This is a genomic window from Paraburkholderia sejongensis, from assembly GCF_020880815.1.
Lineage (GTDB): Bacteria > Pseudomonadota > Gammaproteobacteria > Burkholderiales > Burkholderiaceae > Paraburkholderia > Paraburkholderia sejongensis.
In genome coordinates this window covers 209,248-235,139 of the sequence record NZ_JAJITD010000008.1, presented here as the reverse complement: position 1 = coordinate 235,139, position 25,892 = coordinate 209,248, and the positions used below count along the sequence as shown (strand labels likewise).

The 25,892-nt window shown below is 65.7% G+C and carries 21 protein-coding genes; 10 read left to right on the top strand and 11 right to left on the bottom strand.

The features are described 5' to 3' along the window. Positions 1-111 precede the first annotated feature (111 nt). From LJ656_RS17810 to cysS, 5 genes are all read right to left on the bottom strand, one after another. Positions 112-1,362 carry an aspartate kinase gene (locus LJ656_RS17810; protein ID WP_230510699.1) on the bottom strand — a complete coding sequence of 417 codons (1,251 nt, stop codon included), beginning with the start codon at positions 1,360-1,362 and terminating at the stop codon, positions 112-114. 416 nt (positions 1,363-1,778) lie between these two features. Continuing rightward, positions 1,779-3,251, bottom strand: a complete 1,473-nt coding sequence (gene tilS, locus LJ656_RS17805; RefSeq protein ID WP_230510698.1) for a tRNA lysidine(34) synthetase TilS — start codon at positions 3,249-3,251, stop codon at positions 1,779-1,781. A 55-nt stretch (positions 3,252-3,306) separates the two neighbouring features. After that, positions 3,307-4,278 carry an acetyl-CoA carboxylase carboxyltransferase subunit alpha gene (locus LJ656_RS17800; protein ID WP_230510697.1) on the bottom strand — a complete coding sequence of 324 codons (972 nt, stop codon included), beginning with the start codon at positions 4,276-4,278 and terminating at the stop codon, positions 3,307-3,309. Between the two features lie 127 nt (positions 4,279-4,405). Next, a complete protein-coding gene (locus tag LJ656_RS17795; protein ID WP_230510696.1) occupies positions 4,406-5,554 on the bottom strand; it encodes a DNA-3-methyladenine glycosylase family protein in 1,149 nt (382 codons plus the stop codon). Positions 5,555-5,601: 47 nt separating this feature from the next. Then, positions 5,602-6,999: a cysteine--tRNA ligase gene (gene cysS, locus LJ656_RS17790; protein ID WP_230510695.1), complete on the bottom strand. Its 1,398-nt coding sequence runs from the start codon at positions 6,997-6,999 to the stop codon at positions 5,602-5,604. 248 nt (positions 7,000-7,247) lie between these two features. Here cysS and LJ656_RS17785 point away from each other — a divergent pair, with 248 nt between their 5' ends. From LJ656_RS17785 to LJ656_RS17770, 4 genes are all read left to right on the top strand, one after another. Then, positions 7,248-8,066, top strand: coding sequence for a tetratricopeptide repeat protein (locus LJ656_RS17785; RefSeq protein ID WP_230510694.1), 819 nt, complete (start codon positions 7,248-7,250; stop codon positions 8,064-8,066). Positions 8,067-8,115: 49 nt separating this feature from the next. After that, positions 8,116-8,697 carry a peptidylprolyl isomerase gene (locus LJ656_RS17780; RefSeq protein WP_230510693.1) on the top strand — a complete coding sequence of 194 codons (582 nt, stop codon included), beginning with the start codon at positions 8,116-8,118 and terminating at the stop codon, positions 8,695-8,697. A 124-nt stretch (positions 8,698-8,821) separates the two neighbouring features. After that, the gene (locus tag LJ656_RS17775; RefSeq protein ID WP_230510692.1) at positions 8,822-9,316 is read left to right on the top strand and encodes a peptidylprolyl isomerase; all 495 of its coding nucleotides are present in this window, start codon (positions 8,822-8,824) and stop codon (positions 9,314-9,316) included. 49 nt (positions 9,317-9,365) lie between these two features. Further along, entirely contained in the window at positions 9,366-10,163 is a 798-nt protein-coding gene (locus tag LJ656_RS17770; protein WP_230510691.1) for a UDP-2,3-diacylglucosamine diphosphatase, read from the top strand. Between the two features lie 92 nt (positions 10,164-10,255). Here LJ656_RS17770 and cysE read toward each other — a convergent pair whose 3' ends face one another. Together cysE and LJ656_RS17760 are read right to left on the bottom strand one after the other, a co-directional pair. Beyond that, positions 10,256-11,152, bottom strand: a complete 897-nt coding sequence (cysE, locus tag LJ656_RS17765) for a serine O-acetyltransferase (RefSeq protein ID WP_230510690.1) — start codon at positions 11,150-11,152, stop codon at positions 10,256-10,258. A gap of 330 nt (positions 11,153-11,482) precedes the next feature. Further along, positions 11,483-12,373: an RNA methyltransferase gene (locus LJ656_RS17760; RefSeq protein ID WP_230510689.1), complete on the bottom strand. Its 891-nt coding sequence runs from the start codon at positions 12,371-12,373 to the stop codon at positions 11,483-11,485. Positions 12,374-12,732: 359 nt separating this feature from the next. On the opposite strand from LJ656_RS17760, the gene LJ656_RS17755 reads away from it, so the two are divergent. The 4 genes from LJ656_RS17755 to LJ656_RS17740 all read left to right on the top strand — a co-directional run bounded on the left by LJ656_RS17755 (position 12,733) and on the right by LJ656_RS17740 (position 19,490). Next, complete coding sequence (locus LJ656_RS17755) at positions 12,733-13,536, top strand: inositol monophosphatase family protein (protein ID WP_230510688.1); 804 nt, start codon at positions 12,733-12,735, stop codon at positions 13,534-13,536. A gap of 391 nt (positions 13,537-13,927) precedes the next feature. Next, positions 13,928-15,226, top strand: coding sequence for a lysophospholipid transporter LplT (gene lplT, locus LJ656_RS17750; RefSeq protein WP_230510687.1), 1,299 nt, complete (start codon positions 13,928-13,930; stop codon positions 15,224-15,226). Positions 15,227-15,433: 207 nt separating this feature from the next. Then, on the top strand, positions 15,434-18,118 hold the full coding sequence (mutS, locus tag LJ656_RS17745; RefSeq protein WP_230510686.1) for a DNA mismatch repair protein MutS: 2,685 nt from the start codon (positions 15,434-15,436) through the stop codon (positions 18,116-18,118). After that, complete coding sequence (locus LJ656_RS17740; protein WP_230510685.1) at positions 18,105-19,490, top strand: hypothetical protein; 1,386 nt, start codon at positions 18,105-18,107, stop codon at positions 19,488-19,490. The genes mutS and LJ656_RS17740 overlap by 14 nt, the downstream gene beginning before the upstream one ends. Here the strand turns inward: LJ656_RS17740 and LJ656_RS17735 are convergent. Beyond that, positions 19,470-20,009: an FKBP-type peptidyl-prolyl cis-trans isomerase gene (locus LJ656_RS17735; RefSeq protein WP_075301257.1), complete on the bottom strand. Its 540-nt coding sequence runs from the start codon at positions 20,007-20,009 to the stop codon at positions 19,470-19,472. The two genes, LJ656_RS17740 and LJ656_RS17735, sit on opposite strands and share 21 nt — an antisense overlap. A gap of 32 nt (positions 20,010-20,041) precedes the next feature. Between LJ656_RS17735 and LJ656_RS17730 the strand changes: the two genes are divergently transcribed. Beyond that, positions 20,042-21,295 carry a cupin domain-containing protein gene (locus tag LJ656_RS17730; RefSeq protein WP_230510794.1) on the top strand — a complete coding sequence of 418 codons (1,254 nt, stop codon included), beginning with the start codon at positions 20,042-20,044 and terminating at the stop codon, positions 21,293-21,295. A gap of 232 nt (positions 21,296-21,527) precedes the next feature. Continuing rightward, positions 21,528-21,803, top strand: a complete 276-nt coding sequence (locus tag LJ656_RS17725) for a hypothetical protein (protein WP_075301261.1) — start codon at positions 21,528-21,530, stop codon at positions 21,801-21,803. A 226-nt stretch (positions 21,804-22,029) separates the two neighbouring features. On the opposite strand, the gene yoaA is transcribed toward LJ656_RS17725, so the two are convergent. From yoaA to LJ656_RS17710, 3 genes are all read right to left on the bottom strand, one after another. Next, a complete protein-coding gene (gene yoaA / locus LJ656_RS17720; protein WP_230510684.1) occupies positions 22,030-24,318 on the bottom strand; it encodes a DNA repair helicase YoaA in 2,289 nt (762 codons plus the stop codon). Positions 24,319-24,382: 64 nt separating this feature from the next. Next, positions 24,383-24,601, bottom strand: coding sequence for a DUF465 domain-containing protein (locus tag LJ656_RS17715; RefSeq protein WP_075301265.1), 219 nt, complete (start codon positions 24,599-24,601; stop codon positions 24,383-24,385). A 150-nt stretch (positions 24,602-24,751) separates the two neighbouring features. Continuing rightward, the gene (locus LJ656_RS17710) at positions 24,752-25,882 is read right to left on the bottom strand and encodes a hypothetical protein (protein WP_230510683.1); all 1,131 of its coding nucleotides are present in this window, start codon (positions 25,880-25,882) and stop codon (positions 24,752-24,754) included. Positions 25,883-25,892 lie beyond the last annotated feature (10 nt).

The following is a 25,892-nucleotide window of genomic DNA, read 5'->3' as shown; positions in this document are numbered from 1 at the left end:
TGCAAATAGTTCATCGGCTGTTCACATGCGCGCCGCAAAACAAACGGGGCGCCCGTGGGCGCCCCGTTTTTCTGCCGCTTATTGCGGCAACTCAATGCCGCTCGCTACTTCTTAAGCCTGATCGAGTTCGAACGCCTTATGCAGCGCGCGCACTGCGAGCTCCATGTACTTCTCGTCGATCAGCACCGAAATCTTGATTTCGGAGGTCGAGATCATCTGAATGTTGATGCCCTCTTCCGACAGCGTGCGGAACATCTTGCTCGCGATGCCGACGTGCGAGCGCATACCGACGCCGACCACCGACACCTTCGACACCTTCGGATCGCCCAGCACCTGTTCGGCCTGCACGTGACCCTTCACCGTGCCGGTGAGGATTTCCATCGCGCGCGCGTAGTCGCCGCGGCCGACCGTGAACGTGAACGCCGTCTTGCCCTCGACGCTCTGGTTCTGGATGATCATGTCGACGTCGATATTCGCGTCCGCCACCGGGCCGAGGATCTGATACGCGATGCCCGGCTTGTCCGGCACACCCATCACGGCGATACGAGCTTCGTCGCGCTGGAACGCGATGCCCGAGATGACTGCTTTTTCCATGGTCTCGTCTTCTTCAAAAGTAATCAGGGTGCCCGACTTCATTTCTTCTTCGAGCGACATCAGCGGATCGGTCAGACTCGACAGCACGCGCGTCTTCACCTGATATTTGCCGGCGAATTCCACCGAGCGGATCTGCAGCACCTTCGAACCCAGGCTGGCCATTTCCAGCATTTCTTCGAACGTCACGCGATCGAGCCGGCGCGCCTCTTCGACCACCCGCGGGTCGGTCGTGTAGACGCCGTCGACGTCCGTATAGATCAGGCACTCGTCGGCCTTCAGCGCGGCCGCGACCGCGACCGCCGACGTATCCGAGCCGCCGCGGCCGAGCGTCGTGATGTTGCCTTCCGGGTCGATACCCTGGAAGCCGGTGATCACGACCACCTTGCCGGCGTCGAGGTCGCGCAGCACGCGCTCGCCGTCGATTTCGCTGATCCGCGCCTTGGTGTATGCGCTATCCGTTTTGACCGGCACCTGCCAGCCTGCGTAGCTGACCGCGTCGACGCCGGCTTCCTGCAGCGCGATCGCGAGCAGACCCGAGCTGACCTGCTCGCCGGTCGCGGCGATCATGTCGAGTTCGCGCGGGCTCGCCTGGGTCGTAATTTCTTTTGCGAGGCCGAGCAGGCGATTGGTTTCGCCGGACATTGCCGACGGCACGACGACCATCTTGTGGCCAGCCTTGTGCCATTTCGCGACGCGCCTTGCGACGTTCTTGATGCGCTCGACCGAGCCCATCGAGGTGCCGCCGTATTTGTGTACGATGAGTGCCATTGTCGTTCTGAACTGAAGGAGAAACCGCGCTGGCGCGCTGAAGAAAACCGCACAGGGAGCACAGGGGCGCAACGTCTCGTGAACGGCGGCGAAGTGTGTGGCGGCGTAAATGCAGCGCGCGTGCAGCACGCGCGGATTTGCCCGGGATGAGATCGCTTGATGGCAGGTCGGAATTCAACGGCAACGACGGATCACGCTCGCAAACCGGCATCACGACCGAGTGCGGCAAAAGCGATGACGAAATCGGGTCGGGCAAACGAGCTAAAGTACCTGATTAGGCACAAAAAGACAAGTCGCGGCGAGCGTTCAATTGCGTGAAATCGGGCTGGCAAGGACCCGTTTTTCCGCTGATTTGTGCCCTATTTCGTGATTTCGGTACTTGCGGGAAGCTGATGCGCAAGTGCCCGACCGGCCGGTCAGGCGATCAGCAGGTCTTCGCGCCAGACGATCCTCACGCACGCTTCACTGCTCGCCACCGACTCGGGCACGCTCGCGCGATTCACGCCGATCAGCGGAACAAACAGCAACGCGTCGCCGACATATAGCAACGGCACGTCGCGCTTCCATGCGGGAATCGCGCGCTCCTGGAACAGATTCTTCAACGTGCGGCTCGGCGCGTTCGGCGCAGCGGTGCGCATCCGTTCGCCGCCGCGGCGCGCGCGCGCGCTGAGCGGCGCGCGTTGCAGCACGCTGAGCGGAACCAGGCCGGCGTCATCGGCGGCGGCCGGCTGGGTCGCATCGTTCGTGTCACCGACTGGCAGCACCTCGAACACAAACGTGCCGCGCCACTGCGGCAAACGCCATACCGCTTCGCCCTGCCACACGAGCTCGCTGATTTCGCGTTCGACCAGCGCGGTTTCGTCGGCGGGCTCGCTGCTGTCGCCGGCCTCCCAGTAGACCAGGCCGCGATAACTGCGCAGCGCGTGCCCCGCATGATCGATGCGCAAACGATGGCCGCCCTGCCCCGCGCCCACCTCGCGCAACTGCCGCAGCGCATCGGCGACACGCGCGCTCGATGCCGCGACGAAACCCAGCGTGCGCATCCAGTAACGCAGCAGGTTCAGCGCGCGGTCGTCGTCGAGTGCGAGCAATGCTGACGCGTCGAGCGCGCGGCCTTCATTGCGCGCCGCGTCTTGCAGATCGGCGCGCGCGAGCGTATCGAGCAGACGCTGCGCCGACGCCGCATGCGCGGCGGTGCGCGCGAGCGCGTCGCGAAAACCGGGAAAGTGCACCGCGAGCGCCGGCATCACCTGATGGCGCAGCGCATTGCGCGCATAGCGGGTGTCCGCATTCGACTCGTCGTCGATCCAGTGCAACCGGCGCGCGCGCGCATACTGATCCAGTTGCGCGCGCAACAGATGCAGCAGCGGCCGCACCCGGGTCGCCGACGCGCCAGTGGCGAGAAACTCCGGCGCCATCGCCGCCAGCCCTGCCAGCCCCGCGCCGCGCAACAACTGCAGCAGCACGGTCTCGGCTTGATCGTCCGCGTGCTGCGCGAGCCACAGCATGCGAATGCCGTGCGCGTCGCACATCGCATCGAGCGCACGATAACGCGCATCGCGCGCCGCTGCCTCGATGCTCACGCCGCTCGCGCGCGCCACTTCGACACGTCGCGCGTCGAACGCGACGCCGCGCTCGCGCGCGAACGCGTCGCAATGCGCGAGCCATGCATCGGCGTGCGGACTCAAGCCGTGATGCACATGCAGCGCCATCACGCGTGGGGAACCCGCGACGCGCACCGCCGCGTCGAGCAGCACGCTCGAATCGACGCCGCCGCTGAACGCGACCGCGATCCGCGCGTGCGGATCGCGTGCGTCGAGCGCGGATAGCGCAACGCCGAGCGCCTCGAAAACGAGGCGCTCGGCGGACGAGTCGGCGGTGGAGGTCACGTGCTTAGCGCGGCAAGCGCTGGTGGACCAGAGAGACAGGCTAACGCGCGCGGGCTTACGCGCCCGGCGTCGTTTCCTTGAATTTGCCGTACGCCATCAGCCGTTCGAAACGGCGTTCGCGCAGGTCGTTGGTGCCCATGCCCTGGAACTGGCGCAGCGAATCGGCGAGCGCGCGACGCAGCATCGCGGCCATACCCTTCGGATCGCGATGCGCGCCGCCGAGCGGCTCGTTGACGATCTTGTCGATCAGACCGAGCGCCTTCAGACGATGCGCGGTCAGGCCGAGCGCTTCCGCGGCTTCCGGCGCCTTCGCGGCGCTCTTCCACAGAATCGACGCGCAGCCTTCCGGCGAAATCACCGAGTAGGTCGAGAACTGCAGCATCAGCACGGTGTCGGCCACCGCGATCGCGAGCGCGCCGCCGGAACCGCCTTCGCCGATGATCGTCGCGATCAGCGGCGTCTTCAGTTCGGCCATCACGTACAGATTGCGGCCGATCGCCTCCGACTGGCCGCGCTCTTCCGCGCCGATGCCGGGATACGCGCCCGGGGTATCGATGAACGTGAAAATCGGCAGACCGAATTTCTCGGCCAGACGCATCAGCCGCTCAGCCTTGCGATAGCCTTCCGGACGCGGCATGCCGAAGTTGCGCATCGCGCGCTCCTTGGTGTCGCGGCCCTTCTGATGGCCGATCACCATGCACGCCTGCCCGTTGAAACGCGCGAGGCCGCCGACGATCGACTGGTCGTCCGCGAAGCTGCGGTCGCCATGCAATTCGTGGAAATCGGTGAACAGCTCGCTCACGTAGTCGAACGTGTACGGACGCTGCGGATGACGGGCAATTTGCGAAACCTGCCACGGCGTCAGGTTCGCGTACAGATCTTTGGTGAGCTGCTGGCTCTTCTTCGACAGCCGCTCGATTTCTTCCGAAATATCGACGGCCGAATCGTCCTGCACGAAGCGCAATTCTTCGATCTTCGCTTCGAGTTCAGCGATCGGCTGCTCGAAATCCAGAAACGTGGTCTTCATTGGTTGTAATCCTTGGACTTACCGGGCAGCGCGTATTCTAACCGCGCGCGCCGATGTCAAAACCTTTTCTCAACTATCGACTATAAACAAACGATAGTTTTTCGAAACGGCCTCGTTTTCCTGTTCTTCAGTAGTCGCCCGGCAACGGATCGAGACTACGCCACATATACCAGGTCGCGACGGTGCGCCACGGTTCCCAGTTTGCCGCGACCTCGCGCGCTTCGCTGCGCGTGACGGGTTCGCCGCTGAAATAGTTGACGCTGATCGCGCGGATCAGACCGAGGTCGTCGAGCGGCAGCACGTCCGGACGCGACAGGTTGAAGATCAGGAACATCTCCGCGGTCCAGCGGCCGATGCCGCGAATCTGCGTGAGTTCGGCGATCACCGCCTCGTCGTCCATCGACGTCCACTTGCCGACATGCAACGCACCCGACACGAAATGGCGCGCGAGATCGAGCACGTATTCGGCCTTGCGTTTGGACAGACCGCAGGCGGTCAGCTTCTCCAGACCGAGCTTGATGAACTGCTGCGGCACCAGCTTCGGGCACGCGGCTTCGACCCGCGCCCACACCGCCTGCGCGGAGGCGACCGAAATCTGCTGACCGACCACCGAGCGCGCGAGCGTGACGAACGGATCGCCGCGGCTGAGCAGATGCACGGGGCCGAATTTCGGAATCAGTTTCTTCAGAATGCGGTCGCGCTTGACGAGATCGGCGCACGCCTTGTCCCAGTATGCGGGCCGCGTGACTTCCGGCGCGAGGCCGCCGATCTGCACCGGCACCGCGACTTCGCTCGCGAGCGCGCTGGCGCCGGCCGCTTCCCCGCTCGCGCTGGTCGCGCTCGCGGCGGTGGCCGACACGCGCGTCTTGCGCACGACCTCGCCCGCGTTGGTGTCGCGCGCGAGTTCCTGGACTTCGCCGGCCAGTTCGTTCGCGAGTTTCACCGCGGGTTTGGTGGCGGCTTTGGCCGCGGCTTTCGGAGGCGCGGCGCCATTGCTCTTGCCCGCCGCGGCGCTCGTCGGGGACTTCGCGCGCTTCGCGGTGGACACATGCGCGGCGTCGCCGCCCGCGCCGTTCAGCGAGCGTTTGGCCGCGCTCTTCTTCGCCGCGGCGGCACCGGCTTTCGCCGCCCCGCCCGCTTTCGACGACGCTTTCTCTACCGCGCTGCCCGCGCGAGTCGACGCACGCGTCGACTTAGCCGCGGCAGCCGACGCTGCGGCTGCCGCACTGGTTTGAGACGTCGCGCGTTTAGCCGGCGTCTTCGTGGCCGTTGCCATCCTGCCTCCTGCCTGGCGAGTCGATCAGAGGGAAGTACGAGGTGCGCTCACACGCGCCGCCACTCGGTCAACCCGCCGGGTTTGTCTTCGAGGGCAACGCCGGCTTCGAGCAATTCGGCCCGGATCCGGTCTGCTGCCGCATAGTCCTTTGCCTGTTTGGCGGCGACGCGCGCGGCGATCTTCGTTTCGATCGCGGCGGCATCCAGCGCGCCTTCGGCTGCAGCACCCGCTGCCTGCTGCAGGTAGGCACGCGGCTCCCGTCCGAGCAGCCCGAGCACCGCGCCAAGCTCGCGCAATTGACGGGCCAGCGCGGGCTCGCGCGTGCGGTTCACTTCGGTGGCCAGCTCGAACAGCACCGACACGGCCACTGGCGTATTGAAGTCGTCGTTCATCGCCGCCTGGAAACGCCGCGCGTACGCTTCGTTCCAGTCGAGTTCGCCCGTATCGGGCGTCACGTCTTTCAACGCCGTGTACAAACGCGTCAGTGCGTTGCGCGCGTCGTCGATATGCACGTCGCTGTAATTGAGCGGTGAACGGTAATGCGCGCGCGCGATGAAGAAGCGCACGACCTCCGCATCGTACTGCGCGAGCACTTCGCGAATCGTGAAAAAGTTGTTCAACGACTTCGACATCTTTTCGTTGTCGATCTGCACGTAGCCGTTGTGCATCCAGTAATTCACGAAGGTCTGGCCGGTCGCGGCTTCGCTCTGCGCGATCTCGTTTTCGTGGTGCGGAAACTGCAGGTCCTGGCCGCCGCCATGAATGTCGAACTGTTCGCCGAGCAGCGTGCAGCCCATCGCCGAGCACTCGATATGCCATCCCGGACGGCCGCGGCCGTACTTCGACTCCCAGCCGGTGTCGGCCGGTTCGTCGGGCTTGGCCTGCTTCCACAACACGAAGTCGAGCGGGTCCTGCTTCGCGTCGTTGGCCGCGACGCGCTCGCCCGCGCGCAGGTCTTCGAGCGACTTGCCCGACAGCTTGCCGTAGCCCGCGAACTTGCGCACCGCGTAGTTGACGTCGCCGTCGCTCGCCTGATACGCGTACCCGTTGTTCTCGAGTGCCTCGATCATGCCGAGCATCTGCGGAATGAAGTCGGTCGCGCGCGGCTCGATGTCCGGACGCGCGATGCCGAGCGCGTCCGCGTCTTCATGCAACGCGGCGATAAAGCGATCGGTCAGCGACTTGATGGTCTCGCCGTTCTCGACCGCGCGACGGATGATCTTGTCGTCGATGTCGGTAATGTTGCGCACGTAGGTCACGTTGTAGCCGAGCGTGCGCAACCAGCGCTGCACGATGTCGAACACGACCATCACCCGCGCATGGCCAACATGACAATAGTCGTACACGGTCATCCCGCAGACGTACATTCGTACAACGCCTTCCTGCAGCGGGACGAAAGTTTGCTTGTCACGCGCGAGCGTGTTGTAGATGCGCAGAGATTCCATAGAGAACGGTGCGTGGGCCCAAAGAAGTCCGCATTGTGCTTCATGCGCGCCGCGACCCGAGACGAACAGAACAGCGGGTGCGTCGCCGGCAGCTGAAACCGGCGCACCTCGTGCGGCGATCACGCTGCAGACGAAACGGCGAACCAGGCGGAGACGGCCACGAGTGGCGAAAAGACAGTCGGCGGTTCGACGGAACGCGCAGACCTTTTGTTAGAATGGCTCGGAGTATAACACCCAGACCTAAGCCTATGAAACACTCCAGCGGCCGCGCACGCAGCGCTGCGACCCTCGCCGCGACTGCGCCTGAAGGCCTCGTTGGCGGCCTCGTTGGAAGCCGTTCCGGCGGCATTGTTTTCGCAGCGGCGCGCACTCTCGCGTGGCGCGTCACCGTGGCCGCCGCGCTGGCCGTGGTACCGGTCGCCGGCGCTTATGCGCAGAAGGCCGCGGTGATGCCGCAAGGCCCGGCGGTACGCGACAACACGCCCGAAGTCGACGCGTCGATTGAGCAGAGAAACTGGCAGGCCGCACTGACCCAGCTCGATGCGCGCATCGCGTCGAACCCGCGCGACGCCCAGGCCAAATTCAAGCGCGGCACCGTGCTCGCTCACCTGGGCCGCGACGACGAAGCGATCGCCGCGTTCACCGAACTCACGCAGCTCTACCCCGAGTTGCCCGAACCGTACAACAACCTCGCGACGCTGTATGCAAAGCACGGCCGTCTGACCGACGCGCGTGCCGCGCTCGAAACCGCGTTGCAGGTCAACCCGAACTACGGCCTCGCCTACGAGAACCTCGGCGACGTCTATCTGCGCATGGCCAATGAAGCGTATCGGCGCGCGCAGGGCATCGGCAAGGCCAGCGCGACCACCACCCAGCGTCTCGCGCAAATCCAGAAGATCGTTTCGCCGGCGCCAGCGCGCAAAGCCGCGCAACCGGCCGCCGCGCAATCGAGCGAAACCACCGAGCGCAACACCCCTTCTTCGACGCTGCCTGAAACCCCGAGCTTCCAGTTCGGCGGCGCCAACGGCTCGCTCGCGATGCCGCCGTACGTCGCGCCGTCGCGCTAACGCGGGGCCACACTGCCCCACCGCAGATTTTTCCACCCCGAGGATCTTCATGAAATGGTTGATGTTGGCGCTCGGCAGCGCCGCCCTGATCGCAACCGCGCCGGCTTTTGCGCAGGCGGGCTCGCAGGCCGCTCATCCGCAGGTGCTGCTCAAGACGTCCGAAGGTGACATTCGCGTCGAACTGTATCCCGAGAAAGCGCCAAAAACTGTCGCGAACTTCCTCGACTACGTGAAGGCCGGCCAGTACAGCGGTACGATCTTTCATCGGGTGATTCCGGGCTTCATGATCCAGGGCGGCGGCTACACGCAGAGCTTCGCCGAGAAGCCGACGCGCGCGCCGATTGCGCTCGAGAGCCGCAGTGGTCTGAAGAACACCGCGGGCACGATCGCGATGGCCCGCACCAGCGATCCGGATTCGGCCACCGCGCAGTTCTTCATCAACACCGTTGACAACGCCAATCTCGACTATCCGAAGCCCGACGGCAACGGCTATGCGGTGTTCGGCAAAGTGACGAGCGGGATGGACGTCGTCAAACGCATCGAGGCGACCCCGACCACCGTGCGCGGCGCGATGAGCGACGTGCCGCAAAAGCCGATCGTGATCCAGTCGGCGACGGTGGTGAGCAAGTAACCGCGTACCGGCGGCTCGCGCACCTCACCGGTACGCGCCGCAACCCACGCCCCGGCGCGGCCTGCCGTCAACCAATGACGGCGCGCCGCGCCTTTTATCCACCTGTTCATCAAAGGATTCCATCATGGTTGAACTGCATACGAACCACGGCGTCATCAAACTCGAACTGGACGCCGCGAAGGCGCCGAAGTCGGTCGAGAACTTCCTCAACTACGTGAAAGCCGGTCACTATGACAACACGGTGTTCCACCGCGTGATCGACGGCTTCATGATCCAGGGCGGCGGCTTCGAACCCGGCATGAAGCAGAAGCCGACGGCCGAGCCGATCACCAACGAAGCGAACAACGGCCTGAAGAACGAAACCGGCTCGATCGCGATGGCGCGCACCAACGACCCGCATTCGGCGACCGCGCAATTCTTCATCAACGTGAACGACAACGACTTCCTGAACCACTCGTCGCCGACGCCGCAGGGCTGGGGCTACGCGGTGTTCGGCAAGGTCGTCGAAGGGATGGACATCGTCGAGAAGATCAAGAAGGTCAAGACCGGTTCGAAGGGCTTTCACCAGGACGTGCCGGTCGACGACGTCGTGATCGAGAAGGCTGTCGTCGTCGACTAAGCGAACCGCTTAACGTCGACCCGTTTGAACTGATTATCAGGCACCTTCAATGCTGCAAGAGACGCCGCTGCGAAGCGTCGCCGCGGGCGTGCCAGGCGAGGGCCCACGCCCGCACGCCGCACGCCCGTTTTTCTTTCTCTCCGATCTTCATCTGAGCGACGCGATTCCGCACACGGTCGCCGCGTTCGAGCACTTCGTCCGCGTCACCGCCGAGGCCGCCGATTCGGTGTTCATCCTCGGCGATCTGTTCGAGTATTGGGTGGGCGACGACATGCTCGGCGAACCGTTCGTCGCGCGCATCACGGCGCTGCTGCATACGCTGTCGGAGCGCGGCATCGCGCTCTACATCATGCACGGCAATCGCGATTTCCTGCTCGGCCGGCGCTTCATGAAAGCGGCCGGCGCGATCTGGCTGCCCGATCCGTTCGTGATCACCGCATTCGGCACGCGTGTCGCGCTCGCGCACGGCGATGCGCTGTGCACCGCCGATCGCGGCTATCAACTGTTCCGCAAGTTCGCGCGCAATCCGTTTGTGCAGTTGCTGTTTCTCGCGTGGCCGTTTCGCTGGCGCCGCCGGCTCGCCGAGAAGATGCGCGCCAATAGCGAGCACGGCCGCGTGCGCCCGATGTCGATCAAGTACGACGTGACCGCCAAAGGCGTCGCCGCGCTGTTCCGCAAATCGAAGGCGGCGACGATCATTCACGGGCATACGCATCTGCCCGCGCGGCATCGCGAGCCGGGCGGCACGCGCTGGGTATTGCCGGACTGGGATCTCGATCACGGGCCGCGCCGGGGCGGCTATCTGAAGATCGATGCCGACGGGATTCGCGCGTTGCCGCTGGATTGACACTCGATTGACGCGTGACGCGGCGGCAGGCGCCGCGCACGCCCGCACTTCTCACCTGCGCTTCGCTTCACTTCACCTCACCTCGCCTCACTTCACGAGTTGGCTTCCGCCGTCGCGGTTTCCGCCTTGCCCGCGATCGCCGCGGACAAACGGCGCAGGTCGAAGAGCGCCGCATCCGCGCCCTGCAGACCTTCGAGGCTGGTGCCGAGCCGCTCGAGCGCGGCGACGATTTCATCGATGCGCCGCGCCTGGGTGGCCGCGTGATCGATCAGACCGTGAATCGCGAGCGAAACCGGATCGTCCGCATTCGGCGTGATGCCGTACGCGCAGAACGCGCTGGCTTCGGCAGCGCGTTTGGCGTCGCGCGCGGCGTCCTGGCTGGCGGCGTGGTTGGCGTCCTGGCTGGTCGAACTCGCGGCCGCGCCGCCCGCTTGCCCGTTCGCATGGGCGCCGCTCGCGGCAACCACTGCCGCTGCCGGAACGATGATCCGCGCCGGATTGCCGACCGCGGTGCCGCGCGCCGGCACCGGCTTGGTCACGACCGCGTTCGAGCCGATCTTCGCGTCGGCGCCAACGGTGAAGCCGCCGAGCACCTTCGCGCCCGCGCCGACGATCACGCCGCGCTCGAGCGTCGGATGGCGTTTCGCGCCGCGCGTGAGCGAGGTGCCGCCAAGGGTCACGCCCTGGTAGATCGTGCAGTCGTCACCGACCTGCGCGGTCTCGCCGATCACGACGCCCATCCCGTGATCGATGAACACGCGCCTGCCGAGCGTCGCGCCCGGATGGATCTCGATGCCGGTCATGAAGCGCGCCATCTGCGAGACGAAACGCGCAAGCCAGCGGCGTTTGGCCCGCCAGCACGCATGCGCGACACGGTGCAGCACCAGCGCGTGCAGCCCCGGATAACAGGTGAGCACTTCCCATGCGCTGCGGGCGGCGGGATCGCGCTCGCGGATCGTGGCGATATCTTCGCGAAGTCTCGTGAACATGGCAGGCACTGGTTTTGGGTAGGGACGGACAACCGTTGGCGCGGTTCGGCGCGCCTCGGTGCGCGCACGTCGCTCATGCATGCTGCGGTGTCTTTGCATGGGCATTTCGCGCGCTGCATGCAGCGCGGCCGCTTAGCACGCCAGCAGCTTAGCTTCGAATGTCTGGTGGATTGTAGGTCGATTGCGCGAAAGCTGCGGGAAGCCCCCGCCGCCGGCAAGGTTGTCGCCTGTGGGGCGCGCTGGCCTCGCTGGCCCGCGGGCAGCGTGTCCGGTTGCCCCGTTGTACGGTACGGCGCTCCCCGCGCATCACGCTCGACCGGTACGCGCCGCTCAGTCGCCCCGCTTCGTCTTCAGCAGGATGTGCTTGGCGATCCCGCGCACGATGTTGACCTCTTCGCGCTCCAGACCGGAGCGCGCGAATAGCCGCCGCAGCCGCGACATCAGCTTCTTCGGATTGTCCGGATCGAGAAACTCGAGCGCGACGAGCGCACTTTGCAGATGCGCGAACATGCTTTCGATTTCGTCGCTGGCCGCCATCTGCGCGCGGGCGCCAGCCGATTCGGCCTGCCCTGCGCTTGCGTGAGCGTTCGTACCCGAACCTGCAACCGCACCTGCAACCGCACCTGAAGCGGCGCCCGGCCGCGCCGTCGTGGACGCGCCGCCCGCGTCATCGGCACCGAGATACGCGGTCCGCAATTCGTACGCGAGCACCTGCACCGCCTGCGCGAGATTGAGCGAACTGTAGGCCGGATTGGCGGGAATATGCGCGATCGCGCTGCAGCGCTCGACGTCGTCGTTCGACAGCCCGGTGCGCTCGTTGCCGAACACCAGTGCGATCTCGCCATGCACCGCCTGCTGGTGCGCGACCGCGGCGGCCGCGCGCGGCGTCCACTGCGGCGGCCCGTACTCGCGCAGCCGCGCGGTCAGCGCGATCGACCAGTGCACGCCGGTCAGCGCCTCGGCGAGCGTCGGCACGACGTGCGCGGACGCGAGCACGTCATCGGCGCCGCTCGCCATCGCGATCGCCTCGGGATCGTTCTGCACGTTCGGCACGCGCGGCGAGACCAGCACGAGCCGCGCGAAGCCCATGGTTTTCAGCGCGCGCGCGGCGGCGCCGACATTGCCCGGATGACTGGGCTCGACGAGCACGAAGCGCGTCGACGTGAAGCCGCCGCGCAGATCGGCAACGGCGGGGTCGGAAGAGTGATGAGGGTGATCCACGATGAACCCGGCTAGCTAGAAAACAGGTGACTGGTGCAAAAGACTGCGACCGAAGACGCGTATGGTAGCGCCAACGCGCGCCGCTGCCGAATCACGCAGGTTCGTTCGCACCTGCGCGGCGACGCCCGGACTTCGGGTAAAATACCGCCTTTCGCGTCCGGCGCCGACGTCCGCCCCACGGTTTGCGTCGAACCGGCCGCTACGTTCTTATTCAATTCGTCTCCGTCGACGGAATGCGCCCCGGCGTTGTCCGGCCAGCGTTCCGTGCCGTTTTCGCGCCGTTGCGGCGCCTCCTGGCGCGGGTTTTCGCGCCTATTTACCGGCAAGCAGCCGTGCTGCCCCGGCACAAGGATCAGTTCATGCATCCCATGCTCAATATCGCTGTGAAGGCCGCGCGCCGCGCCGCGCAGATCATCAACCGCGCATCGCTCGATCTCGACCTGGTCCAGGTCAGCAAGAAGCAGCACAACGATTTCGTCACGGAGGTCGACAAAGCGTCTGAAGCGGCGATCATCGACACGCTGAAGACCGCCTACCCCGATCACGCGATCCTCGCCGAGGAATCGGGCAAGTCGGACAACGAGTCCGAATACCAGTGGATCATCGATCCGCTCGACGGCACCACCAACTTCATCCACGGCTTCCCGTACTACTGCGTGTCGATCGCGCTCGCGCACAAGGGCATCGTCACCCAGGCCGTCGTCTACGATCCGACCCGCAACGATCTGTTCACCGCATCGCGCGGCCGCGGCGCGTTCCTCAACGATCGCCGCATTCGCGTCGCCAAGCGCGACCGCCTCGCCGACTGCCTGATCGGCACCGGCTTCCCGTTCCGCGCGAGCGACAACCTCGACGCGTACGGCCGCCAGTTCGCCGAGATGACCGAAGCCTGCGCGGGCCTGCGCCGCCCGGGCGCCGCCGCGCTCGATCTGGCCAACGTCGCCGCCGGCCGCATGGACGGCTTCTTCGAGCAGGGCCTGAACGCATGGGACGTCGCCGCGGGCAGCCTGCTGATCACCGAAGCCGGTGGTCTGGTCGGCAACTACACCGGCGACTCGGACTTCCTGCACGTCGGCGAAATCGTCGCGGGCAACCCGAAGGTCTACGCGCAGATGATCCCGGTGCTGTCGCGCTACAGCCGCACGCGTCAGCAGTCGGCTTAAGCCGCGCCGCCGCGACCGGTTCGCGGCAGCCCCATCAGGTGACAAGAAAAAGCGGCTTCGGCCGCTTTTTTCATTGGCCCGGCCGCGCGGCCTGCAACGCGCGGAGCTTCGTGCTACAAAACGGGAAACCGCGCAGAGCCGGTGCCGGTGCCGGTGCAGGTGCAGGTGCAGCTGCAGGTGCAAGCGCCAGCGCCGTGCCCGCGCCGGAGATACGCGGGACACGGGCCGGCCGCTTGCGACGAGTCTCGCGAGTCCAGCCGAATCCCGCCGCCCCGGCCCTCTCGCGCAACGAGCGGGACCGTTCCGTGCTTCGGGCAGCTTCGACTTGCCCCGTCCGTGACGTCGTCACGTCGCCCTCCCGCCGCTTTGCGCTCAGCTTTCCACCCGCCTCATGAAAAAAGGCTTCTACACGATCATCGCCGCGCAGTTCGTTTCCTCGCTGGCCGACAATGCGCTGCTGATTGCCGCGATCGCGCTGCTGTCGGTGATCAAATCGGCCGCGTGGGTCACGCCGCTGCTGCAGATTTTCTTCACGATCTCCTACGTGCTGCTCGCGCCGTTCGTCGGCGCGTTCGCCGATGCGCTGCAAAAGCGTCACGTGATGTTCATTTCCAACGCGCTGAAGGCGAGCGGCTGCCTGCTGATGATCGCCGGCGTTCATCCGATGATCGCGTACGGCGTGGTCGGCTTCGGCGCGGCCGCGTATTCGCCCGCCAAGTACGGGATCCTCACCGAACTGCTGCCGGCCGCAAAACTCGTCAAGGCGAACGCGTGGCTCGAATCGGCGACGGTGCTCTCGACGATCGTCGGCACGATGCTCGGCGGCGCGCTGATCAGCGCGGTCGTCGAGCGCTTCGTCGCGCATGCGCATCTGCCGTTGATCGGCTCCGCCGCCGACCTCGCGATGTTCGCGGTGATGCTCACGTATGCGCTCGCCGCTGCAATCAACGTGTTCATTCCCGATACCGGCGCGCGCTATCCGAACCGGCTGACCGAACCGAAAAAGCTGGTCAGCGACTTCCATCACTGCTTTCACGTGCTGTGGGCCGACAAGCTCGCGCAGATCGCGCTGTGGGTCACGACGCTGCTGTGGGGCGCCGCGGTCACGATGCAGCTGCTGGTGCTCAAGTGGGCGAACGTGAACCTGGGGCTGTCGCTGTCGAAGGCGGCGGTGATGCAGGGCGTGACCGGCGTGGGCATCGCGCTCGGCGCGGCGGGCGCGGCCGCGTTGATTCCGCTGCGCCAATCGTTGCGGGTGCTGCCGATCGGCATTCTGACCGGCGCGGTGGCGATCGCGATGGCGTTCTACCACAAGGACCTGTTCCCGGCCGGCGCAGGGCTGCACGTCGGCGCGCACGTCTTGCCCTTTTACATCCTGTTCGCTTATCCGCTGATGATCGTGCTCGGCGCGCTGTCGGGCTTTTTCATCGCACCGATGAACGCGATCCTGCAGCACCGCGGCGCGACGCTGTTGTCGGCCGGTCATTCGATCGCCGTGCAGAATTTCAACCAGAACCTCGCGGTTCTGCTGATGCTCGGCGCGTACGCGCTGCTGCTCACCGCGCAGTTGCCCGCGCAGTGGATCATCGTCGTGTTCGGCAGCTTTATCACGCTGATGATGTGGCTCGCGAAGCGGCGCAGCGCCGCGAACGAGCGTGTGGTGGATATGCGGGCGATGGTCGAGGAATAAGCGCATGAGGGTCCCTCCGTGGCGCGCGTGCGTATCTGCATCGACAGGCGCCGCAGCGCCGCGCTGGCGAGCGGCGCGATGGCCAACGGTTCGCTGATGTTGCCAGCCCGATCGCGCCCCGGACATCGCCCATCCGGCCAGGGTCCGCTCGCCGCGCCGGCGGGTTAAACTCACGCCCTGAGCATCTACCGCAAGAAGACACCAAGGATGGGCAATCAAACCGCAGCGGCCACCGACGTCGCACAACACACGCCAATGATGCAGCAGTATCTGCGCATCAAAGCGGAGCATCCGGGCACGCTGGTGTTCTACCGGATGGGCGACTTCTACGAACTCTTTTTCGACGACGCGGAAAAAGCCGCGCGCCTGCTCGATCTGACGCTCACGCAGCGCGGCGCGTCGGCGGGCAATCCGATCAAGATGGCCGGCGTCCCGCATCACGCGGTCGAACAGTACCTGGCCAAGCTCGTGAAGCTCGGCGAATCGGTCGCAATCTGCGAACAGATCGGCGACCCGGCCACATCGAAAGGCCCGGTCGAGCGCAAAGTCGTGCGCGTCGTCACGCCCGGCACGCTGACCGACGCGGCGCTGCTGTCCGACAAGAACGACGTCTACCTGCTCGCGATGTGCGTCGCGCACAACCGCCGCGGCGTCGCGATCAGCGTCGGCCTCGCGTGGCTCAATCTGGCGAGCGGCGCGCTGCGCCTCGCCGAAGTCGCGCCCGATCAGGTCGCCGCCGCGCTCGAACGTATCCGCCCCGCCGAAATTCTGGTCGCCGACAGCACCGCCGAGTCGTCCAGCTGGAGTCCGCCCGTCAACGTCGGCGCGCTGACCCGCATGCCGGCCTGGCACTTCGACATCGGCTCGGGCACTCAGCGCCTGCGCGATCAACTCGGCGTCGCGAGCCTCGACGGCTTCGGGGCACACTCGCTCACCTGCGCGTGTGGCGCGGCCGGCGCATTGCTGCTGTACGCGGCGTCCACGCAAGGCCAGCAGCTGCGTCATGTGCGCAGCCTGAAAGTCGAATCGGAATCCGAATATATCGGCCTTGACCCCGCTACGCGCCGCAACCTCGAACTGACCGAAACGCTGCGCGGCACCGAGTCGCCGACACTATGCTCGCTGCTCGACACCTGCTGCACGACGATGGGCAGCCGCCTGCTGCGTCACTGGCTGCATCATCCGCCGCGCGATCCGGCGTTCGCCCAGGCGCGCCAGCAGGCGATCGGCGCGCTGCTCGACGCGCCGCCCGGCGCCGATCTCGATACACTGCGCGGCGCATTGCGGCAGGTTTCGGACATCGAACGAATTACCGGCCGGCTCGCGCTGCTGTCGGCCCGGCCGCGCGATCTGTCGAGCCTGCGCGATACCTTCATCGCGCTGCCCGAATTGCGCGCGCGACTCGCGGCGGTCGCGTCGAACGCGGATTCGCTCGCGCGCATCGACGCGGCGCTCGAACCGCCGCAAGACTGCGTCGAATTGCTCAAGCGCGCGGTCGCGCCGGAACCGGCCGCGATGGTGCGCGACGGCGGCGTGATCGCACGCGGCTATGACGCGGAACTCGACGAACTGCGCGATATTTCGGAGAACTGCGGACAGTTCCTGATCGATCTGGAAACGCGCGAACGCGCGCGCACCGGCATCGGCAATCTGCGCGTCGAATTCAACAAGGTGCATGGCTTCTATATCGAAGTCACGCGCGGGCAGACCGACAAGGTGCCCGACGACTACCGGCGCCGCCAGACGCTGAAGAACGCCGAGCGCTACATCACCCCTGAGCTGAAGGCCTTCGAGGACAAGGCGTTGTCCGCGCAGGAACGCGCGCTGGCCCGTGAACGCGCGCTGTACGACGCGTTGCTGCAAGCGTTGCTGCCGTTCATTGCGGACTGCCAGCGGGTCGCCATGGCGCTCGCCGAACTGGATCTGCTGGCCGCGTTCGCCGAACGCGCGCGCGCGCTCGACTGGGTCGCGCCGAGCTTCTCGGCCGACGCGGGCATCGACATCGAACAGGGTCGCCACCCGGTCGTCGAGGCGCAGGTCGAGCGCTTCATCGCCAACGACTGCGCGCTCGCGGCCGAGCGCAAACTGCTGCTGATCACCGGTCCGAACATGGGCGGTAAGTCGACCTTCATGCGTCAGACCGCGCTGATCGCGCTGCTTGCCTACGTGGGCAGCTACGTGCCGGCGCAGCGCGCGGCGTTCGGGCCGATCGACCGCATCTTCACGCGCATCGGCGCGGCCGACGACCTCGCCGGCGGCCGCTCGACCTTTATGGTCGAGATGACCGAAGCGGCCGCGATTCTCAACGACGCGAGCCCGCATAGCCTCGTACTGATGGACGAAATCGGCCGCGGCACCTCGACGTTCGACGGCCTCGCCCTCGCGTGGGCGATCGCCCGCCATCTGCTGTCGCACAATGGCTGCTATACGCTGTTCGCGACGCATTACTTCGAACTGACGCAGTTGCCGGCGGAATTTCCGCATGCGGCGAACGTGCATCTGTCCGCGGTCGAGCATGGCCACGGCATCGTGTTCCTGCACGCGGTGAACGAGGGCCCGGCCAATCAGAGCTATGGTCTGCAGGTCGCGCAGCTCGCCGGCGTGCCGAACGCGGTGATCCGCGCGGCGCGCAAGCATCTCGCGCACCTCGAACAACAGTCGGCCGCGCAGCCCGCGCCGCAACTCGATCTGTTCGCCGCGCCGCCGATGCTGCTCGAAGACGCCGAGGACTACGACGAGCCCGCCGCGGCGACACCGTCCGTCGCGCCGGCAATGCAGGCGCTGGTCGAACGTCTGCGCGGCATCGACCCGAACGATCTGCGCCCGCGCGAAGCACTCGATCTGCTGTACGAACTGCACGAACTGGCCGTCGCGCCGGATGCGGACCATTGACACAGCGCGGCCATCGCGGCGCCCGCGCGAATTTTGCGCGGCGCTGCGCCACACGCTTGCGCTAGCGGTCGGCATCGCTGCTTCACTCGCAGCCGTGCTGGGCGCGCCCGGCGCGCCGGCCTATGCCGCTTCCCCGCGCCTCACTTTCGCGGTAATCGCCGACACGCTGCGCGCCCCCGCCGACGAAGCATCGACGCAGCGGCTACTGGACGCGATCGGCCGTGATCGCGACGTGCGCTTCATCGTCTACAACGGCAATCTGAAGGGCCCGAAGGAAACCTGCCGCGACGCGCTGTTCGAGCGCCGTCACGCGCTGCTCGAAAGCGCGCGCCCCCCGCTATTCTTTATCCCCGGCCAGCACGACTGGGTCGATTGCAATACCGCCGAAGCCGGCGGCTTCGATCCGGTCGAACGGCTCGATCAGCTGCGTCAGACGTTGTTCGCCGACCCGACCTCGATGGGCCAGAATCCGCTCGCGTTGACGCGCGAGAGCGAAGTGTCGCGCTTCCGGCAGTTCCGCGAAAACGTGCGCTGGGTCGTCAACGACAAAGCCGGCGACGTCGTGTTCGTCGGTCTGAACGCGCCCGGCCCGAACAATCACTATCTGACCGCCGGCGGGCGCAACGGCGAGTTCGAGGATCGCGTGATCGCCAATGCGTTCTGGCTCGAGCATGCGGGCGAGTACGCGAAACGCCGCGACGCGCGCGCGATCGTCGTGTTCACTCAGGGCGACTTCGATCCGGAGCGTTACGAGCGGCCCGAACGGTTCGCATGGCTGCACTTCGCGCCCAGTTCGCGCCGCGACGGCTTTCTCGAATTCAAGCGCAGCCTCGTCAAGCTCGCGCAGAGTTTCAAGGGACCGGTGGTCGTGATTCATGCGGACGACGAACGCGCAGCCGGCGGCTTCGTGATCGATCAGCCGTTACGCAACGATAAAGGGATGGTTGTCACGAATCTCACGCGTATCGCGCTTGCGCCGCGTGATCGTCTGAATCAGTGGATCGAGGTGGAAGCGGATTTCGGCAGGAAGCCGCCGTTCCGCGTCAGTGTGCGCGAGGTGCCCAAGCAGATGCCGCTGCCGGCTGTGCCGCCGTTATTGCCGGCCGGAGCGCCGCGCGAAGAGTCGGGCGCGTCGGTGCCGGGCGTGCCGGATATGCCGAATGTGGAAGGGTTCGGGCCGGCGTCCGAAACGCCGCCGTTGTTGCAGACGCCCGATGGCGGCTACGGGCCGGCGATCTCGATGCCGCCGGGTTCGATCTTGCCCGCCTCGCCTGTGCCGGCGCCGCCTGCCCCCGCGACGGCGCCGCGGGTACCGGGTGCCGCGTCAGGCGCACCCGGAATACCCGCGAGTTCAGTGCAGGGTCGGTTTTGAGTTGTCTTCGTCCTCGTCTTCATCGTCGTCGAGGACTTCAAGGCCATCCGCGCCGTGCGCGTGCTCGTGTTCGATTTCGTCTTCGGTAGCCGGGCGCACGTCTTTCACGGTCAACGCGAAACGCAGCGCCATGCCGGCCAGCGGATGGTTGCCGTCGAGCACGACTTTGTCTTCCGCGACGTCGGTCACCACGTAGACCAGCGAATCGATTTCCTCGTCGCCGTCTTCCGGGGTGCCTTCGAACTGCATGCCCACTTCGAGCGGTTCCGGGAAACGATCGCGCGGCTCGATCTTCACGAGTTCGGGATCGTATTCACCGAACGCGTCTTGCGGCTCGAGCTGGATCTGCGTCTCGAAGCCGGTCTCGTGGCCGTCGAGCTCTTCCTCGATCTTGGGGAACGTGCCATCATAGCCGCCGTGCAGATAGACCATCGGCTCGTCGCTTTCCTCAATCAGATTGCCCTGTGCATCCGACAGCTTGTAGGCGACCGAGACGACGGTGTTCTTTGCGATTTTCATTCGATTCTCCAGAATACAACTCACATTATACGATGCCCAGGCGGCCCACTCACCCTCCGGCCGATGCAGCTTCGGCGGCCAATTCGTCGTCCGCTGCAAAGCCGGTCACCCTGCCCGTTACCCCTGCCTCGCCCGATCTTCCGACCGCACTGCTCGGCGGTCTGAGCCCGTCGCAATTCATGCGCCGCTACTGGCAAAAAAAGCCGCTGCTGATCCGCCAGGCGATCCCCGGCATCGAGGCGCCGCTCTCGCGCGACGCGCTGTTCGAGCTCGCCGATCAGGACGAAGTCGAAGCGCGGCTGATCACTCACTTCCGCAACAAGTGGCAACTCGAGCACGGCCCGTTCGCGCCCGACGAACTGCCGTCAGTTAAACAGCGCGCATGGACGCTGCTGGTGCAGGGCGTGGATTTGCACGATGACCGCGCGCGGGCGTTGCTCGACCGCTTCCGCTTCGTGCCGGACGCGCGTCTGGACGACCTGATGATCTCGTACGCGAGCGATGGCGGCGGAGTCGGCCCGCACTTCGATTCCTACGATGTGTTTCTTTTGCAAGTAAAAGGCAAGCGCCGCTGGCGCATCAGCGCACAGAAGGATCTGACGCTGCGGCCCGGCTTGCCGTTGAAAGTTTTACAGAACTTCGAGGCGCAGGAGGAGTGGGTGCTGGAACCCGGCGACATGCTGTACCTGCCGCCGCACATCGCCCACGACGGCATCGCGGAAGGCGAATGCATGACCTGCTCGATCGGTTTTCGCGCGCCTTCGGAGCGCGAATTGACCGCGCAGTTCCTCTATCATCTGGCCGAGCGCGGCGAGGCCGCCGGCAAGTCCGGTGCGCTCTATCGAGATCCGCAGCAACCGGCCGTCGCCACGCCCGCGCAGCTGCCCGCGGCCTTGGTCGAACGGGTGGGCTCGATCCTTGCTCGCGTCAAATGGAATGAGCAGGACATTGCGTCGTTCCTTGGTACGTATCTCAGCGAACCCAAGCCGAGTGTCGTCTTCGATCCGCCGCAGCGGCCGCTCAACGACGCGCGTTTTGTCAGCGCGGCGTCGAAACAGGGTCTCAGACTCGATCGCAAGACTAACTTGTTGTATGAACGCCGCTTTTTCTTCGTAAATGGAGAGGAAATGGCGTGGCACGGCGCGAAAAAATGGCTGTTTGATCTCGCCAACTGCCGGTCGATGAGTGCGAAACGCTTTGTAACACTATCGCACGATTCATCGGTGACAGCACTGCTACACGAATGGTATTGTGCGGGCTGGATACAGGTGGGCGAGCTTGCGTAACTCTGCCCACGTGCTATACCGTACAGTGAAATTTTGTATGAGAAAGACAACGTATTGACCCCGGATTCATCGACTGTCAGTACGAAAGTGCATATAATTTCCGCCCAAGCCGTAGGGAAGAATCCAGCTCGTCAGAAGAGCTTCTCCACCAGCGGCCCAGGTCGGTGTTGGAGCACATTACCGGTTTTATTTTGCGCTGTTGCTTACCTTTAAACCATAAAAGGACGTGATCATGAAGAAATCCCTCCTCGTAGCATCCCTGTTGGCAGCTGTGGCACTGGCTGCATGCAACAAGAGCAACGACCAGGCCGCCGCACCGGCTAGCGACGCAGCTGCTGCTTCGGCACCGGCTGCTGCAGCTTCGGACGCTGCTGCTTCGGCTTCGGGTGCTGCTGCTGCTGCGAGCGACGCTGCTGCTTCGGCTTCGGCTGCTGCTTCGGACGCTGGCGCTGCCGCTTCGGACGCTGCTGCTTCGGCTGCTGCTCCGGCTTCGGGCGCAAGCCAGTAAGCTGTCGCGTAGGGTTCGCCTCTGGGCGAAAACTGCTTCGGGAAATCGTTTCGGTTTCCCGGGCAGTCCGGCGAAACGCCACGGATTCATCTCCGTGGCGTTTTGTTTTTTGGGCTCCGGTTTTTCGATTTTGCTTTTGTTGACGCTTACGCCGACCCGCTCGAAGAGATTCGAAAAAAAAGCCGCTTTAAAAGCGGCTTTTTTACATTAACCCGGATTCGCGCATTCACGCGGCGGAATCCGGCACTGCGTTTTCTTCGAAAAACTCCCGCACCACATCGATCTCGCGAGTGCGCTTGAACGGCGGCAGGCTCTGCCAGATCCGCCGACCATACGGCTTATCGACGAGGCGCGTATCGCAGATCATCAGCACGCCGCGATCGGTCTCCGCGCGAATCAGCCGGCCAGCGCCCTGCTTCAGCGTGATCACCGCCTGCGGCAGCTGATGCACGGCGAACGGGCTCAAGCCCTTCTTGGTCAGCGCGTCGAGCCGCGCGGACAGCACCGGATCGTCGGGCGGTGCGAACGGCAGCTTGTCGATCACCACCAGCGACAACGCATCGCCACGCACGTCGACCCCTTCCCAGAAGCTCTGACTGCCCACCAGGATCGCGTTGCCGTACGCGCGAAACCGATCGAGCAGCTCGGTACGGCTCGCATCGCCCTGCACCAGCAGCGGATAGTCCCAGCCGCGCGCCTCGATCGCGTCGCGCAGTTTCGCCGAGATCCGGTCCACCGCGCGCAGCGTCGTGCACAGCATGAAGACGCCGCCACCCGATGCTTCGATCGCGGGCAACGCGGCGTCGAACACAGCATCGGTGAACATCGGCGACGACGGCTGCGGCAGATTGCGCGGCACGTACAGCAGCCCCTGCGACGGGTAGTCGAACGGGCTCGGCAGCGTCATCGAGCGCTTCGAGTTCAGGCCCATCTGCGCCGCGTAGTGCGTGAAGTCACCGCGCACCGACAGCGTCGCCGACGTGAAGATCCACGCGCGCGGCACACCCGCGCGCTGCTTCGCGAAAATCGGCGCGACCGATAGCGGCGTTTCGTGCAGTTGCACCGTGTGTGAGAACACTTCGATCCAGCGCACTTTCTCGTTCGGATCTGTGCGTTCGGCGCGTTCGCCGCGCTCACCACCAGCCGCGTCAGCCCCGCTGTCGCGGCTGGCGGCAGCGTCGCGTTCGGTGCTGGTAGGCGGCGTAGTCCAGCCGCTCAGCACGTCCTGCAATTCGCGCGCGCGGCGCAGACACGCGCCGAGCGATTCGGCGCGCTCGGCCTGCCCCGCGAGCGCCGCGGCCAACGCATCGAGCTCGGCTTCGAGCGTCTCCAGCGCGGGGAACAGCGGATGGTCGTCGGGCAACTGGCCGATCGACAGACGCACCGAATCTTCCTTGAACGCGAGCCGCACGTCGCGCGCCGCGCGCTCGAGCGTCGCGCCGAGCTTGACCCAGTCGACCGCGTCGCGTGCGTGGCCCAGACCCTCCGCGACCGAATCGCGCGCGAGTTCGAGAAACTGCGTGGTCGACAGTGTTTCGCCGAAAAACAGCGTCGCGGTTTCGGGCAGCTGATGCGCTTCGTCGAAAATCACCGTGTTGGCGGTCGGCAGCAGTTCGGCCATGCCGGTATCGCGCAACATGATGTCGGCGAAGAACAGATGGTGGTTGACCACCACGATATCGGCCTGCTGCGCTTCGCGGCGCGCCTGCATCACGAAGCATTCCTTGTAGTGCGGACACTCCTGGCCGAGGCAGTTGTCGCGCGTCGAGGTCACCATCGACCACACCGCCGCCGTCTCCGGCACGCTCGCGAGTTCAGCCTTGTCGCCGGTGCGCGTGATCTTCGCGAAGCGCACGATGTCCTGCAGGTACGAGGTCTCCTGACGCGACGGCAAGCGGCCGTTGTCCGCGGTGCGTTGCAGGTAGTAGTGGCACAGGTAATTGGCGCGGCCCTTGAGCATCGCGACCGACACCGGCACCGCGAGCGCGTCGCGCACGGTCGGAATGTCGCGCTGGAACAGCTGATCCTGCAGATGCTTGGTGCCGGTCGAGACGATCACCTTGCCGCCCCACAGCATTGCCGGCACGAGATACGCATAGGTCTTGCCGGTACCGGTGCCGGCCTCGACGATCAGCGTGTTCTCGCCGGCGTCGGCGCCTTCGGCCGCGTCGTTATCGCTCGCCTCGGCCGCGCTGTCGGCGCCCGTCTGCTGCAGGCGCCGCGCCGGACGTTTCTGCGCTTCGAACATCGCGGGCTCGGGCATCGCGCGGCCCGACGCTTCCATCGCGGCGGCGACCGCGCGGGCCATTTCGACCTGCGACGCGCGCGGCCGATAGCCGTCGATCTGCCGGGCGAGCAAACCGTTGTCAGCGAAGATTTCGTCGAGCTCGCTCGCGCGGCGCCGGCTCAACGAGCCGCCCGTTATCGAGGCAGCCGCGCGCGGCGCCGGCGTGCCGGCGCTGGAAGCCGCGTCGCCCGACGCGGTCCGGGATGAAGTGTCATGCGGTGAATTCAAGGCAAGCGTTTCCTGCTAGGTCCGGCTCGCGCGCTGCGCGCCCGGCGCCTGCCAGGCCACGAACTCAGGCGCGCGCGTCCGGTTCGAGCTGCAATTGCAGCAAGATGATGGTGTCCTTGACTTTGAGTTTGCGCTTTTTCAGACGCTGCAACTCGAAGTCGTCGATGCCGGGCTCATCCGCAATCCGGTCGATCAACCGGTCGAGCCCGCTATGCTCCGATTCCAGCTGCAGAATGCGGTCGCGAAGTGTATTCGCGTCGATGACGTGATGACGATCGCGCATGCTCGCCTCCCCTCGTCTGCGGCCCGGACCTCGTGCACGGTCCGCTGCCTGAGATTGCTGTCCGGCTCAAAACGCGTTACGGCGACTACCTCGGTCCCGGCCACGCTCGAGCGGCCGGGTTCACTCTACAGCACAAGCCCTACGGCCGATTTACTGCTGTTGCTGTTGCTGCTTTTGCTGCTCTTCGAGTTGCTGCTGCTTCAGCTGGTCCTGGCGCCGCTGCTCGGCCTTCTCGGCGGCCTGCTTCTGGCGCGCTTCGACGTCGAGCTTATGCTGCGCGGCGGTCTCCTGCTTGCGCTCGAAATCCGCCTGCTTCTGCTGACGCTCGGCCGCTTGCTGCGCACCCTGTCGACGGGCTTCTTCGAGTTGCCGCTGGAAGTCGCTCTGCTTCTGGCCGGCAGCGTTCTGCGCGGTCGCACCCTGAGCCGGCGCCGTGCCGCGTTGCGCCTGCTCGAGCGCATGCTGGTGCTGCTTGTCCTCGTAAGCCTGCGCGTTGGCCGCACGCTGCGGCGCCTCGGCGTTACGCCGCGCCTGATCGAGCGCGTGCTGACGCTGCTTGTCCTCGTAAGCCTGTGCGTTGGCCGCGCGCTGCGGCGCCTCGGCGGTGCGTCGCGCCTGATCGATTTCGTGCTGGCGCAGCCGGTCCTGATAGGCCTGCTCGTTGCGCGCGTCTTCGGCGGCCCGCTGCGGCGCTTCCGCCTCGGCGCGGGCACGCCGCAGCGCGGCGCGCTCGTCGCGCTCGCGAGCGCGTTGCGCACGCTGTTCGGCGTCGAGCGCGAGCTGTTCCTTGCGGATTTGCGCCTGCACGGTACGCATCGAGTCGCGCGCGCGGTTCAGGCAATGATTGACGAAGAAGCGGCTATAGCAGTTGTGCTGCGCGACCGCGAATTGATAGTTGTTGTCGTCGCTGCGCTCGTTGAGCGCCTGCTGCCGCTCCTCGAACGATTTGTCCAGCGCGGCCGCTTCGCTGGCGCTCTGCGCGCTGTCCGCAGAGGCGCCCGGGGCGGAGACCTGCGCGCTTGCGGCGGGCGCAGCGACCGGTGCCGCGCTCTGTGCTGAAGGTGCGGAAGGTGCGGAAGGTGCGGACTGCACCGTTTGCGCGGCGGCCGGCGCCGGTATTACCATCACGCCGGCGATCACCCACGCCGCGCTCAGTGCGGCGAGCGAGCGCGACGATGCGCGCGCAACACACGACGAAACCAGTGGCGACTGGAACGAACCCCGAGCCGAGCCCGGCAGCGAATCCGACGACAGAAAAGGGACCAGGCGGTTGAGCGGCAAGGAGATTGGC